This window comes from Cryobacterium sp. M23 (assembly GCF_002929655.1).
GTDB classification, from domain to species: Bacteria; Actinomycetota; Actinomycetes; order Actinomycetales; family Microbacteriaceae; genus Cryobacterium; species Cryobacterium sandaracinum.
This window is the reverse complement of the sequence record NZ_PJJV01000075.1, coordinates 36484-51278: the sequence shown is the minus strand read 5'-3', so window position 1 is coordinate 51278 and position 14795 is coordinate 36484. Positions and strand designations below refer to the sequence as shown.

12 protein-coding genes are annotated in these 14795 nt (G+C 67.9%); all 12 read left to right on the top strand.

All coding sequences use genetic code 11. The features are described from left to right. Positions 1-32: 32 nt before the first annotated feature. Positions 33-872, top strand: coding sequence for an ATP phosphoribosyltransferase (gene hisG / locus CXY82_RS11190; protein WP_104171003.1), 840 nt, complete (start codon positions 33-35; stop codon positions 870-872). A gap of 51 nt (positions 873-923) precedes the next feature. Continuing rightward, positions 924-1685: an imidazole glycerol phosphate synthase subunit HisF gene (hisF, locus tag CXY82_RS11185; RefSeq protein WP_104171002.1), complete on the top strand. Its 762-nt coding sequence runs from the start codon at positions 924-926 to the stop codon at positions 1683-1685. 38 nt (positions 1686-1723) lie between these two features. Further along, positions 1724-2143: a phosphoribosyl-AMP cyclohydrolase gene (hisI, locus tag CXY82_RS11180; RefSeq protein ID WP_104171001.1), complete on the top strand. Its 420-nt coding sequence runs from the start codon at positions 1724-1726 to the stop codon at positions 2141-2143. Between the two features lie 2 nt (positions 2144-2145). Continuing rightward, a complete protein-coding gene (locus CXY82_RS11175) occupies positions 2146-3687 on the top strand; it encodes an anthranilate synthase component I (RefSeq protein ID WP_104171000.1) in 1542 nt (513 codons plus the stop codon). Next, a complete protein-coding gene (locus CXY82_RS11170; protein ID WP_104170999.1) occupies positions 3688-4335 on the top strand; it encodes a Trp biosynthesis-associated membrane protein in 648 nt (215 codons plus the stop codon). A 100-nt stretch (positions 4336-4435) separates the two neighbouring features. Continuing rightward, complete coding sequence (locus CXY82_RS11165; RefSeq protein ID WP_104100531.1) at positions 4436-4660, top strand: DUF6704 family protein; 225 nt, start codon at positions 4436-4438, stop codon at positions 4658-4660. Between the two features lie 4 nt (positions 4661-4664). After that, positions 4665-5435 carry an indole-3-glycerol phosphate synthase TrpC gene (trpC, locus tag CXY82_RS11160; protein WP_104170998.1) on the top strand — a complete coding sequence of 257 codons (771 nt, stop codon included), beginning with the start codon at positions 4665-4667 and terminating at the stop codon, positions 5433-5435. After that, positions 5436-6653, top strand: a complete 1218-nt coding sequence (gene trpB / locus CXY82_RS11155) for a tryptophan synthase subunit beta (RefSeq protein ID WP_104170997.1) — start codon at positions 5436-5438, stop codon at positions 6651-6653. Further along, positions 6650-7486, top strand: coding sequence for a tryptophan synthase subunit alpha (trpA, locus tag CXY82_RS11150; RefSeq protein WP_104170996.1), 837 nt, complete (start codon positions 6650-6652; stop codon positions 7484-7486). The genes trpB and trpA overlap by 4 nt, the downstream gene beginning before the upstream one ends. A 72-nt stretch (positions 7487-7558) precedes the next feature. After that, positions 7559-8554: a prolipoprotein diacylglyceryl transferase gene (gene lgt / locus CXY82_RS11145; RefSeq protein WP_104170995.1), complete on the top strand. Its 996-nt coding sequence runs from the start codon at positions 7559-7561 to the stop codon at positions 8552-8554. A 123-nt stretch (positions 8555-8677) separates the two neighbouring features. Then, positions 8678-13255, top strand: a complete 4578-nt coding sequence (gene gltB, locus CXY82_RS11140; protein WP_104170994.1) for a glutamate synthase large subunit — start codon at positions 8678-8680, stop codon at positions 13253-13255. Next, positions 13248-14705 carry a glutamate synthase subunit beta gene (locus CXY82_RS11135; RefSeq protein ID WP_104170993.1) on the top strand — a complete coding sequence of 486 codons (1458 nt, stop codon included), beginning with the start codon at positions 13248-13250 and terminating at the stop codon, positions 14703-14705. The genes gltB and CXY82_RS11135 overlap by 8 nt, the downstream gene beginning before the upstream one ends. Positions 14706-14795 lie beyond the last annotated feature (90 nt).

The window sequence follows — 14795 nt, the reverse complement described above, 5'->3', positions numbered from 1 at the left end:
TGCCAGAACCTGAAGACGCAGAGAGTGCCCAAATGCTGAGAATTGCCGTGCCCAATAAGGGCTCGTTGTCCGAAACCGCCGCGCAGATGCTGTTCGAGGCCGGCTACACCGGCCGCCGCGACCCGCGCGACCTCGTCGTCGCCGACCCCCGCAACGACGTGGAGTTCTTCTACTTGCGTCCCCGCGACATCGCCACCTATGTGGGCTCCGGAGCCCTCGACGTGGGAATCACCGGGCGCGACCTGCTGCTCGACTCGGGCTCCACCGCCCAGGAGATCACCAGCCTCGACTTCGGCGACTCCACCTTCCGCTTCGCCGGCCCCGCAGGCCGCTTCACCGACCTGGCCGACCTGTCCGGCCATCGCGTCGCCACCAGCTACCCCGGACTGGTCGAGGCCTTCCTCGCCGAGCACGACGTCAGCGTGACACTGGTCACCCTCGACGGCGCGGTCGAGTCCGCCGTTCAGCTCGGCGTGGCGGATGCCGTCGCCGACGTCGTCTCCACCGGCTCCACTCTGCGCAAGGCCGGCCTCGAGATCTTCGGCCCGGTCATCCTGCAGTCCACGGCCGTGCTGATCAGCTCCGAGAACGACAAGCCCGGCATCGCGACCCTCCTGCGCCGCTTGCAGGGCGTGCTCGTGGCCCGCCAGTACGTGCTGATGGACTACGACATCCCGCAGACGCTCCTCGACGACGCCTGTCTGCTGGCGCCCGGCATCGAGTCGCCCACCGTATCGTCCCTGCACGACCCGGAATGGGTTGCCGTGCGTGTGATGATCCCGCGCCTGAACACGAACCATGTCATGGACGCCCTCTACGAGCTCGGGGCGCGCGCCATCCTGATCAGCTCCATTCACAACGCCCGCTTGTAACGGGCTGACCGGCGGTACCCAGATGCGGCGACACACAATGGAGGCACAATCGTGAGTCTTTCGGTGCGGGTCATACCCTGCCTCGACGTGGCCGACGGCCGCGTGGTCAAGGGCGTGAACTTCCAGAATCTGCGAGACGCGGGCGATCCGGTCGAACTCGCCCGCCGGTACTACGAGCAGGGAGCCGACGAACTCACCTTCCTCGATGTGACCGCCACGGTGGACAACCGTGCCACCACCTATGACGTCGTGCGCGCCACCGCAGAGCAGGTCTTCATCCCGCTTACGGTGGGCGGCGGCATCCGCACGGTCGAGGACGTGTCCCGGCTGCAGGCCAGTGGTGCCGACAAGGTCGGAGTCAACAGCGCCGCCATCAAGCGGCCCGCCCTGATCGGCGAGATCGCCGACCGGTTCGGCTCCCAGGTGCTCGTGCTCTCGCTTGACGTGAAGCGCAGCGGGCGCACCGAGTCCGGCTTCGTCGTCACCACCCACGGTGGCCGCACCGAAACCAACCTGGACGCTCTCGCCTGGGCGCAGACGGCCATCGGGCTGGGGGTCGGCGAGCTGCTCGTCAACTCCATCGACGCCGACGGCACGAAGGCGGGCTTCGACGTCGAACTCATCACGCTGATGCGCGCCCTGAGCACCGTTCCGGTGATCGCCTCCGGCGGCGCCGGCCGGGTCGAGGATTTTCCCCCGGCCATCGCGGCGGGGGCGGATGCCGTGCTCGCGGCATCCGTGTTCCACAGCGGCCAGCTGACCGTCGGCGACGTCAAGGCGGAGCTCCGGCACGCCGGAATGCCCGTGCGCTGATGATGTTGTGCCTTACCCGACCCGAAACGGCTCCGTAAATGACCGATGTGCTCTCCACCCTCGACGACGCCCTGGCCAGGGCCGTCTTCAACTCCGACGGCCTGCTGCCGGCGGTGATCCAGCAGTGGGACACCGGTGAGGTGCTCATGCTCGGCTGGATGAACCGGGAAGCGCTGCGCCGGACGCTCACCGAGGGGCGCGTGACGTTTTGGTCGCGCAGTCGCCAGGAATTCTGGCGCAAGGGCGACATCTCCGGCCACGGCCAGTATGTGAAGTCCGCCGCGCTCGACTGTGACGCGGACACCCTCCTGGTGCAGGCGGACCAGGTCGGAGCAGCCTGCCACACCGGCTCCCGCACCTGTTTCGACGGGCGCGGCATCGAGGTCGTAACCGGAGCCCGCCCCGCGGCACCCGACGTGGCAGCAGACCGGGCAACCACCCAAAAACCGAAGGACTGACCATGGCACCGAACAGCTCCGGCACAGCCCCGACGACCACCGCCGGGCAGTTCGCGCGCCAGATCGACGACCACCGGGTGTTCCCCGTGGTGCGCGAACTCTTCGCCGACGGCGAAACCCCGGTGGGCATCTACCGCAAGCTCGCTGCCGGCCAGCCCGGTAGCTTCCTGCTCGAGTCCGCCGAGCAGGGCGGCATTTGGTCGCGGTTCTCGTTCGTGGGCGTGTCCTCGTTCGGCGTGCTCACCCAGCAGGGCGACGAGACCCGTTGGCTCGACTACGGCCTCTCGGCTGAGCGCGCCCTCGGCGACGCCGCCGGCCTCGGCCCGCTGGCGGCTCTCGCTGCCCTCCACGAACGCTGGGAAACCCCGCGGATGCCCGGCCACCCACCCCTGACCGGCGGCCTCGTCGGATTCATCGGCTGGGAGGCGATCCGCCAGATCGAGCGCCTGCCGAATCGCCCGCCGGCGGACTACGACGTGCCGGGCCAGGCCTTCAGCTTCGTGGCCGACCTCGTCGTGATCGACCACAAATACGGCACCGTGCAGCTCATCGCCAACGTTCTCAACGACGGCCACGACGAACCGGATGCCCTCTGGGCGGCCGCCCAGGACCGGCTCGACGCCCTGCAGGCTCGCCTGGCCGAGCCCTCCGAGACCTGGCTCGCCGAGGTCGACCTCGCCACGCCCGCCTCCCCGACGAACCGCACCCGACGTGAGGACTTCCTCGCCGCGGTCGACGTCGCCAAGGAGCACATCGTCGACGGTGACGTGTTCCAGGTGGTCGTCTCCCAGAGGTTCGACCAGGAGTGCACGGCGGACCCCATCGACGTCTACCGGGTGCTGCGCAGCCTCAATCCGTCGCCCTACATGTACCTGCTGAGCCTGGAATCACCGGAGAAGGAGACCTACTGGATCGTGGGCTCCTCCCCGGAGGCCTTGGTGAAGGTGCAGAACGACCGGGTGTTCACGCATCCGATCGCGGGCTCGAAGCCGCGCGGCACGACCCCGGAGGCCGACGCCGACTTCGAAGCCGAGCTCGCGGGCGACGCCAAGGAACGCGCCGAGCATCTGATGCTCGTGGACCTGGCCCGCAACGACCTGCTCAAGGTGTGTGCACCCGGCTCGGTCGAGGTGACCGAGTTCATGCGCATCGAGCGGTTCAGCCACATCATGCACCTCGTCTCCTCGGTGGAGGGGAACCTGCTGCCGGGCCGGTCCGCGATCGACGTCTTCCGCGCCACGTTCCCGGCCGGCACTCTCTCCGGGGCCCCGAAACCGCGCGCCCTCGAGATCATCGACGCGCTCGAGCCCGCGCAGCGCGGCGTGTACGGGGGGGTGGTCGGCTACTTCGGGTTCGCCGGGGACGCGGACCTGGCCATCGCCATTCGGACCGCCACGATCATGAATGGCGTCGCCCGCGTGCAGGCCGGCGGCGGCCTCGTCGCGGACTCCGACCCGGCGTCGGAATACCAGGAGTCGCAGAACAAGGCCGCGGCGCCCCTCCGCGCGGTCGCGGTCGCGAACGCCATGAAGCGGGTGCGCTAGGTGGCATCCGCACGGCGCCTCAAGCTCGGGCACATCCTCGTGGTGCTGGCGGCCAGCGGTCTGGCCCTGCTGGCCTGGACCCAGGTCTGGGTGAACGTCATCGTGGGGCAGTCCGGCTCGGCTGTGCACAGCCTCGAGGTGTCCGGCTCCACGGCCGCCCCCGGGGTGACAGCCCTCGCCCTCGCCGGACTGGCCCTCGCCGGTGCCCTGAGCATCGCCGGTCCCGTCATCCGGGTGGTCCTCGGCCTGCTTCAGGTTCTGCTCGGCTTCTCCGTGTGCCTTTCGGCTATTTTGGCCGTCACCGATCCGGCGGCGGCCAGTGCCGGCGCGGTCACCGATGCCACCGGGATCTCCGGCGCAGACTCGGTCGTCGACGCCGTCGCCTCGGCGGCCGTGACGCCGTGGCCGTTCATCGCGCTGCTCGCCGGCGTGGTCATGGGCGGCGCCGGGGTCGGGGTGCTCGTCACCTCCAGGCGTTGGCCCGGACCGACGTCCCGCTACCAGGCCGTGCGATTCGAAGCGGCCGAGTCGGCCGAGGCGACGGATGCCGACGGTCCCGACGCCGCGGACGTTTCCGCACCCGAACGTGACGCCGTCGACGACTGGGACGGGCTGAGCCGCGGCGAAGACCCCACCACCCCGCAGTGAATCGAGACCTGATTCCCGGTTTCACCTGGTGCGCTGGGGAGGCCGGCGAACCGTGGGGCCGCTAGACTTGGCTTGCCCGTCAACGCACAAAAGGAGAATCATGAGCTTTGAATCGGTAGACCCAGGTGAAGGCCATTCGATCGCGGCCTGGACCGCCGTCACCATCATGCTTCTCGCCGTCGCGATCGGCACCGTTGCCTTCTTTCTGGTGATCCCTTGGCTCGTCTGGGCATCCGTCGGCCTGCTGGTGGTTGGCCTGCTGGTCGGCCGGATCCTCGCCAAAATCGGCTACGGCGTAGCCGATACGGCTCACCTGGGCCACTAGTCGAGTGCTGTCTGATCTTCTAGCCGGGGCCGTCGCCGACGCTGAACTTCGTCGGGCCGCCCGTCCGTTCGCCATCGTCGAGGCAACCGCTCTCGACCAAACTCCCGCGATCGATGCCCTGGCGGTGCTCGCACCCGCCGACCAGGTCAAGATCATCGCGGAGGTCAAGCGCGCCAGCCCGTCCCGGGGCACCCTGGCCGAGATTTCGGACCCTGCCGCCCTCGCCGTCTCCTACGAGTTCGGCGGCGCCAGCGCGATCAGCGTGCTCACCGAAGGTCGCAAGTTCCTCGGCTCCCTGTCAGACCTCGAGCAGGTGCGATCCGCCGTGCGCATCCCGGTGCTGCGTAAAGACTTCATCGGCTTGCCGTACCAGGTCTTCGAGGCCAGGGCGGCAGGTGCCGACATGGTTCTGCTCATCGTCGCCGCACTCGACCAGACCACCCTGGTCTCCCTGCACGACCTCGTGCGCCAGCTCGGCATGACCGCGCTGGTCGAGACCCATAGCGCCGAGGAGGTCGACCGCGCCCTGGCCATTGGCGCAAGCCTCGTCGGGGTGAACGCCCGCGACCTGTCCACGTTCCAACTCGATCAGGACCTGTTCGGCAGGCTCGCGGACCAGATCCCCTCGGGCGTCGTCCGCGTCGCCGAATCGGCCGTCAAGACCGCCGCCGACGTGGCGCACTACCGCGCCGCCGGCGCCGACATCGTGCTCGTCGGCGAGGCCCTCGTCACAAACGATCCCATCCGAACCCTCTCCGAATTCCTGGCGGTTTAAATGTCAACGTCCCTCAGAACAGAAGCAGGCCCGTACTTCGGCGACTTCGGAGGGAGGTTCGTGCCGGAGTCCCTCGTGGCTGCCCTCGACGAGCTGACCGACGAGTACGCGCTGGCACGGCAGGACCCGGCCTTCGCGGCCGAATTGATGGAATTGCACCGGAGCTACACCGGGCGCCCGTCCATCATCACCGAGGTGCCCCGGTTCGCCGCGCACGCCGGCGGTGCCCGCATCATCCTCAAGCGGGAAGACCTCAACCACACCGGCTCGCACAAAATCAACAATGTGCTCGGCCAGGCACTTCTCACCAAGCGCATCGGCAAGTCCCGCGTCATCGCCGAGACGGGCGCCGGGCAGCATGGCGTGGCGGCCGCGACGGCCGCCGCCCTGTTCGGGCTCGACTGCGTCGTCTACATGGGCGAGGTCGACACGGAGCGCCAGGCCCTGAACGTGGCCCGGATGCGACTGCTCGGCGCCGAGGTCGTGCCGGTCAAGACCGGGTCCCGCACCCTGAAAGACGCCATCAACGACGCCATGCGTGACTGGGTCACCAACGTCGAGACCACCAACTACATCTTCGGTACCGTCGCCGGGCCGCATCCGTTTCCGGCCATGGTGCGCGACTTCCAGAAGATCATCGGCGAGGAGGCCCGCCAGCAGGTGCTGGACCTCACCGGCCGCCTCCCCGACGCGGTCACCGCCTGCGTCGGCGGTGGTTCGAACGCCATGGGTATCTTCCACGCGTTCCTCGACGACCCGGAGGTGGCCCTGGTCGGCTACGAGGCCGGCGGTGACGGCGCGGAGACCCTGCGCCATGCGGCGACGATCACCAAGGGGCGCCCCGGCATCCTGCACGGCGCCCGCAGCTTCCTGCTGCAGGACGAAGACGGTCAGACCGTGGAGTCGCACTCCATTTCTGCGGGTCTGGACTACCCGGGGGTGGGCCCGGAACATGCGTGGCTCGCCAGTATCGGCCGGGCCACCTACCTGCCGGTCACCGATGACGAGGCGATGAGCGCCCTCCGGCTGCTCAGCCGCACGGAGGGCATCATCCCCGCCATCGAGTCGGCGCACGCCCTCGCCGGCACCTTGGACCTCGGCAAGAAGCTCGGCCCTGACGCCACCATCCTGGTAAACCTCAGCGGACGCGGCGACAAGGACATGGAAACCGCGGGTCGGTACTTCGACCTGCTCGACAAGGGCGCGGAACAGTCATGAGCACGGAAACAGGTACGGGCCCCACGACCGGAACGACGAGCACGGTCGAGGCGACAATCGCCCGTCGCCGCTCCGAGGGCGGCGGTGCTCTGATCGGCTACCTGCCCGTCGGGTTCCCCACCCTGACCGAGAGCATCGACGCGGCCGTGGCACTCGCGCAGAACGGTGTCGACGTCATCGAGCTGGGCCTGCCGTACACCGATCCCGTCATGGACGGGCCAGTGATCCAGGCGGCCACCCAGCAGGCTCTGGCCAACGGCTTCCGGCTGCGGCACGGGATCGAGGCCGTCGCGGCGATCACTGCCCAGGTGAACGTGCCCGTTCTGGTCATGACCTACTGGAACCCGATCATGCAGTACGGCGTGGACCGGTTCGCCGATGACCTGCTCGCGGCGGGAGGCGCCGGGCTGATCACGCCCGACCTCATCCCCGACGACGCGGCCGCCTGGGTGGGAGCCAGCACGCGAACCGGCCTCGACCGTGTCTTCCTCGCCGCCCCGTCGTCGTCCGACGCCCGGCTGCGTCAGGCAGTGGACGCCAGCCGCGGCTTCGTCTACGCGGCCTCCACCATGGGAATCACCGGCGCCCGTGGCGACGTGGACTCCGCCGCGCGGGTGCTCGTCGACCGCCTCCGCGCCGTCGGATCCACCAGCGCGTGCGTCGGACTCGGTATCTCCACCCCGGAGCAGGTGCGGGAGATCCTCGCCTACGCCGATGGCGCCATCGTCGGTTCCGCCCTGGTCAAGGCACTGTCCGACGGGGGAGTGCCGGCCCTGGCCGCCCTCACCCGTGACCTCGCGGCCAGTGCCCGGGATCTGCGCCCCGCCGTCTGATCCCCGCCATCGAAGCACCCCAAAGCTAAGGTAAGTTGACCGAGGCGGTCACGGGGCCTCCCCGGCGCCACGATGAAAGGTAGTCCCCAGGTGTCTTTTCTTCTGAGCATCCCGAGCCCGAGCCCCGAATGGAGCTCGTTCACCCTCGGCCCGTTCACCATCCACGCCTACGCCCTCTGCATTCTGGCAGGGATCATCGCCGCCACCGTCATGACGAGCCGCCGACTGTCTGCGCGCGGCGGCGAGCCGGGCGTGGTGCTGGACATCATCCTGTGGGCCGTTCCGCTCGGCATCGTCGGCGCGCGCTTCTACCATGTGTTCACGCACCCCTCCGACTACTTCTTCGAGGGTGCCAACCCTCTCGAGGTGTTCGCCATTTGGAACGGCGGCAACGCCATCTTCGGAGCGCTCCTGGGCGGGGCCGTCGGCGCTTACATCGGCTGCCGCATCTCGGGCATCCGGTTCTGGGCCTTCGCGGACGCCCTGGCACCGGGGATGCTCGTGGCGCAGGCCATGGGCCGTCTCGGCAACTGGTTCAACGAGGAGCTCTTCGGTCTGCCGACCGACCTGCCCTGGGGCCTCGAGGTTTCCGCGGCGAACCCGGCCCTCCCGATCGGACTTCCCCCCGAAACGCTGTTTCACCCAACCTTCCTCTACGAGATGATCTGGAACGTGGTCGGCGTCGTCCTGATCCTCGCGATCGAACGCAAGCTCGCGCTCCGCTGGGGCAAGGCCTTCGGCGTCTACCTGATCTGGTATGGCCTCGGCCGCAGCTTCTTCGAATCGATCCGGGTCGACCCGAGCGAGATGTTCTTCGGCCTCCGCACTAATGTGTGGGCCGCTTTCGTCGCCATCCTGCTCGGAATCATCCTGATCGTCGTGCAGAGCAAGCGCCACACGGGCCTGCCCGCGAGCGTGTACATTCCCGGCCGCGAGTGGAAGGGGCCCGACGCTGAGGTAGAATCTAATGAGTTTGATTCGGACCCCGAGGATCACGGTGATGAGGCCGTCGGTCCCGCCGGATCAGACGACGTTGCAGCCACAAGCACCAGCAACTCGCGCCTTTAGGCTCAGGTTGACTCCAACCTGTTCCACGGCTTGTGACCCGGTATGACGGGCCGCCGCGCACATGTCTACCTGAGCGGGCCAGCGTCGTCCCCACTCGCCAGTTACTTTTGTGAGGACGGTCCAATGCCGCAAACACCCCTCTTCTCGCGCTTCAGCGCAGTGCCGAAGCCGCAGGGCCTGTACAACCCGGCCGATGAGCGCGATGCCTGCGGCCTCGCCATGGTTGCCACGCTTCGGGGCACCGCCGGGCACGACATCATCACCCTCGCCCTCGACGCGCTGCGCAACCTCGAGCACCGCGGTGCGGTCGGATCGGATGCCGGCACCGGAGACGGCGCGGGCATCATCACTCAGGTTCCCGACGAGTTCCTGCGGTCGGTCACCGATTTCGCCCTGCCCGCGGCGGGCTGCTACGCCGTCGGCAATGTGTTCCTGCCGATCGATCCCACCAAGCGCAGCGGCATCAAGCGCCAGATCAACCGGATCGCCCTCGAAGAGGGACTGGTGATCCTCGGCTGGCGCGAAGTTCCCGTGCGCCCCGACGAGGTCGGCACCCTGGCGCGCGCGGCCATGCCGGCCATCCAGCAACTGTTCGTGCAGAGCGCCCGCACGACCGAGGCCGGCGACACGCTCGGCGACATCGCGCTGGACCGCCAGGCCGTCAGGCTGCGGAAGCGTGCCGAACGCGAGCTGGACATCTACTTCGCCTCACTGTCCTGTCGCACCGTGGTCTACAAGGGTATGGTCACGACGCTTCAGCTGGAGCCGTTCTACCCGGACCTGTCCGATCCGCGCTTCGTCTCCAAGCTCGCCCTTGTGCACTCCCGCTACTCCACCAACACGTTCCCGTCCTGGCCGCTCGCGCAGCCGTTCCGCATGATCGCGCACAACGGCGAGATCAACACGGTTCAGGGCAACCGCAACTGGATGCAGGCGCGCCAGTCGCAGCTCGAATCCGACCTGCTCGGCGACCTGGCGCCGCTGCTCCCGATCGTCACCCCCGGCGGCAGCGATTCGGCCTCGTTCGATGAGGTCGTTGAGCTGCTCAGCCTGTCGGGGCGTTCGCTCCCGCACGCCGTCATGATGATGGTGCCGGAGGCCTGGGAGAACCAGACCGACCTCGACGCCGAACGCCGTGCGTTCTACGAGTACCATTCCATGCTGATGGAGCCGTGGGACGGCCCGGCCGCGATCGTGTTCACCGACGGATCCCTCGTCGGCGCCACCCTCGACCGCAACGGGCTGCGCCCCGGCCGCTACCTCATCACCGACGACGGCCTCGTCGTGCTCGCCAGCGAGATCGGGGTACTCGACATCGACCCCAACCGGGTGGTGCGCAAGGGCCGCCTGCGTCCCGGCAAGATGTTTCTGGTCGACACGGTCGCCGGACGCCTGATCGAAGACGACGAGATCAAGGCCGACCTCGCGGCCAGCGAGCCGTGGGGAACCTGGCTGGACGCCGGGCGCATCAACCTCAAGGATCTGCCCGAGCGGGAGCACATCGTGCACCCGCCGGCATCCGTCGTGCGCCGCCAGCGCACCTTCGGCTACACCGAGGAGGAGGTGCGCATCCTGCTCGCGCCGATGGCTCGCCTCGGCGGGGAACCGCTCGGCGCGATGGGCTCCGACACCCCCATCGCCGTGCTCAGCGACCGACCCCGGCTGCTCTTCGACTACTTCACGCAGCAGTTCGCCCAGGTGACCAACCCGCCGCTCGACTCGATCCGCGAGGAAGTTGTCACCTCCCTCAAGCTCGGGCTCGGTCCGGAACGCAACCTCCTCTCGGTGGGCCCCGAGCACGCCCGGCAGGTCGTGCTCGACTTCCCCGTGATCGACAACGACGAGTTGGCGAAGATCCAGCACATCGACACCGCACCGGGCAGCCGCACCACCAGGACCATTCGCGGGCTCTACCGGTTCGAAGACGGGCCGGACGCCCTCGAGGCCCGCATCAAGGAGATGTGCGCCGAGGCCGACGCCGCCATCGACGACGGCGCGATGTTCCTCGTCCTGTCCGACCGGGATTCCAACAAGGACCTGGCCCCGATCCCGTCGCTGCTGATGATTGCCGCGGTTCACCACCACCTGATCCGCACCGAGAACCGCATGAAGGTCGGCATCGTGGTCGAGGCCGGCGATGTGCGCGAGGTGCACCACGTCGCCCTCCTGATCGGCTACGGCGCATCCGCCGTGAACCCGTACCTTGCGATGGAAACGTGCGAGGATTTGGTGCGCAGTGGCTACATCACGACCGGCACGCCCGAACAGGCCGTGCGCAACGTGATCAAGGCCCTCGGCAAGGGCGTGCTCAAGATCATGTCCAAGATGGGGATCTCGACCGTCTCCTCCTACGCCGGCGCGCAGACCTTCGAGGCCGTGGGACTGAGCCAGGAATTCATCGACCAGTACTTCACCGGCACCACGAGCAAGCTCGGCGGCATCGGGATCGAGGTGGTCGCGGCCGAGAATGAGGCCCGGCACCGGGCCGCCTACCCCGAGGATGCCGCGGTCACCGCGCACGAACGCCTCGCGACCGGAGGTGAGTACCAGTGGCGCCGCGACGGGTCTCCGCACCTGTTCAACCCGGACACCATTTTCCGGCTTCAGCACTCCACCCGCACGCGCAGCTACGACATCTTCCGCGAGTACACGAAACTCGTCGACGACCAGGCGACGAGCCTGATGACGCTGCGCGGCATGTTCACCTTCACCACCGGCAAGCGCCACCCCGTGCCGCTGGACGAGGTGGAACCGATCTCCTCGATCGTGAAGCGCTTCGCGACGGGGGCGATGAGCTACGGATCGATCTCCGCCGAGGCGCACGAGACCCTCGCCATCGCAATGAACCGCCTCGGCGGCAAGTCCAACACTGGTGAGGGTGGAGAAGACCTTGACCGTCTGCTCGACCCGGAGCGACGCAGCGCCGTCAAGCAGGTGGCATCCGGCCGGTTCGGTGTGACCAGCATGTACTTGTCCCACGCCGACGACATCCAGATCAAGCTGGCGCAGGGAGCCAAGCCCGGCGAGGGCGGCCAGCTGCCGCCCACGAAGGTCTACCCGTGGATCGCCCGCACCCGGCACGCGACCGCCGGCGTCGGCCTGATCTCGCCGCCCCCGCACCACGATATCTACTCGATCGAAGACCTCAAACAGTTGATCTTCGACCTGAAGCGGGCGAATCCGGCCGCGCGCATCCACACCAAGCTGGTCAGCCAGTCCGGTATCGGCGCGGTCGCCGCCGGAGTGGCCAAGGCCCTGTCCGACGTCATTCTCATCTCCGGTCACGACGGCGGAACCGGCGCGAGCCCGCTCAACTCCCTCAAGCACGCGGGGACCCCCTGGGAACTCGGCCTGGCCGAAACGCAGCAGACCCTGATGCTCAACGGGATGCGCGACCGGGTCGTGCTGCAGGTCGACGGCCAGTTGAAGACCGGCCGTGACGTCATCATCGGAGCGTTGCTCGGCGCCGAGGAGTTCGGCTTCGCGACCGCCCCGCTGATCGTGGAGGGCTGCGTCATGATGCGCGTCTGCCACCTGGACACCTGCCCCGTCGGGGTGGCCACCCAGAATCCCGAGCTGCGCAAACGTTTCACTGGCAAGGCAGAGCACGTGATCAATTTCTTCGAGTTCATCGCTCAGGAGGTGCGCGAGTACCTCGCCGAGCTCGGATTCCGCAGCCTCGACGAGGCCATCGGCCACCGGGAGGTGCTCGACGTCAACGGGGCGCTTACGCACTGGAAGGCCTCCGGACTCGACCTGTCGCCCGTCCTCGTCGGTCCGGACTTCTCCGCGGGGGAGCCCCGGCAGTCCGGTCGCCCTCAGGAGCACGAACTCGAGCTCCACTTCGACAACGAACTGATCCGGCAGAGCGCCAGTGTGCTTGAACACGGTGGGCAGGTCTCGATCTCCCTGCCCATCCGAAACACCGAGCGGGCCGTGGGCACCATGCTCGGCCACGAGGTCACCGTGCGCCACGGCGAGAACGGGCTGCCGTCCGGTTCCATCGACGTCACCCTCACCGGCAGCGCCGGACAGTCCTTCGGCGCGTTCCTGCCGAGCGGCATCATCCTGCGGCTCGAGGGTGACTCCAACGACTACGTCGGCAAGGGTCTCTCCGGTGGCCAGATCACCGTGCGACCCGACCGGGGCAGCCTGTTCCCGGCCGAGCAGAACGTGATCGCCGGTAACGTCATCGGCTACGGCGCGACCCAGGGCAGCATGTTCATCCGCGGCATCGTGGGCGAACGCTTCCTGGTGCGCAACTCCGGGGCCACCGCCGTCGTCGAGGGCGTCGGAGATCACGCCCTCGAATACATGACCGGGGGACTGGCGGTCATCCTGGGCGAAACGGGGCGCAACCTGGGTGCCGGTATGTCTGGCGGAACCGCCTACGTCTACGGTCTTCGTACTGAGGATGTCAACCGGCAGGCCCTCGACTCCGGCGAACTTACACTTCTGCCGCTCGGCGGCGCGGACCGCGAGATCGTGCGCGACTTGCTCGGACAGCATCATGACCAGACCGAGTCCGCCCTGGCGGCCCGGCTGCTGGCCGATTTCGAGACCACCATGTCCACATTCGTCAAGGTGCTACCGCGCGACTACGCGGCCGTCCTGGCAACCAGGCAGACCGCCGTCGACGAGGGCCTCGACCCCGATGGCGTCGTCGTTTGGAACCGCATTCTGGAGGCAACCAATGGCTGATCCGAAAGGATTCCTCAAGACCACGGACCGGGAGCTTCCGGCCCGCCGTCCCGTATCCGTTCGTCTGATGGACTGGAAAGAGGTCTACGAGCAGGGCGACGCGACGCAACTGAAACGCCAGGCCGGCCGCTGTATGGACTGCGGTGTGCCGTTCTGTCAGCAGGGTTGCCCGCTCGGCAACATCATTCCGGAATGGAACGACCTCACCTGGCGGGACGAGGGTCGACAGGCCATCGAACGTCTCCATGTCACCAACAACTTCCCGGAGTTCACCGGGCGCCTCTGCCCGGCACCCTGTGAGTCGGCCTGCGTTCTCGGAATCAGTCAGCCGCCGGTCACGATCAAGCAGGTTGAGGTCTCCATCATCGACCAGGCCTTCGCCAACGGATGGGTGCAGCCCCAGCCGCCCGGACGCCTCACCGGCAAGACGATCGCGGTCGTCGGCTCTGGCCCGGCCGGCCTCGCGGCCGCGCAGCAGCTCACGCGGGCCGGTCACACGGTGGCGGTCTTCGAGCGCGACGACCGGATCGGCGGGCTTTTGCGTTACGGCATCCCGGACTTCAAGATGGAGAAGAAGCACCTCGAGACCCGACTCGGCCAGATGACGGCCGAGGGAACCCGCTTCCGCGCAGGCGTCACCATCGGCGTCGACATCACCTGGGATGACCTCCGGGCCCGCTATGACGCTGTGGTGGTCGCCACGGGGGCCCTGGTACCCCGCGACCTGCCGATCCCCGGGCGCGACCTGCCCGGAGTGCACTTCGCCATGGAATACCTCGTGCAGCAGAACAGGGTCGGCGCCGGCGACACGGTCGACCAGCAGATCACCGCCGAGGGCAAGCACGTGGTCGTACTCGGCGGCGGCGACACCGGTGCCGACTGCATCGGTACCGCGCACCGCCAGGCCGCGGCATCCGTCACGAATCTCGCCATCGGCCGCCAACCGGGCACGGAACGGGCGGAACACCAGCCGTGGCCGCTGTCACCGACGCTGTTCGAGGTGTCGAGCGCCCACGAAGAGGGCGGCAACCGCGAGTACCTGGTGTCGACGGTGGAGTTCCTGGCCAACGAGGCGGGCGAGGTGCGCGCCATCCGCGTGGCCGAGACCGAATTCCGGGGCGGACGCCGGGTGCCCAAGGCCGGAACGGAGCGCGAGATCCCTGCGGATCTGGTTCTCCTGGCCATGGGCTTCACCGGTCCTGAATCACGCGAGCTGACCGACCAGCTGCACGTGCCGGTCGATGGGCGGAGTAATGTCGAGCGTGACGTTAATTACCAGACCAGCCATGAAGGCGTGTTCGTTGCTGGTGATGCTGGCCGTGGCCAGTCGCTCATCGTCTGGGCGATCGCCGAAGGTCGGGCTGCTGCGGCAGCCGTCGACAAATTCCTCGAAGGCGAGACGCAACTGCCTGCACCGGTCAAACCGACCGATCATGCCTTCGCAATCTGATTGGTCACTGATCCAGTGATTCGATTCCAAGAGATCCACCACCCCGTGGTCTCCCAACCATCAACAGAGAATATGCGCCGAAACAGCGCG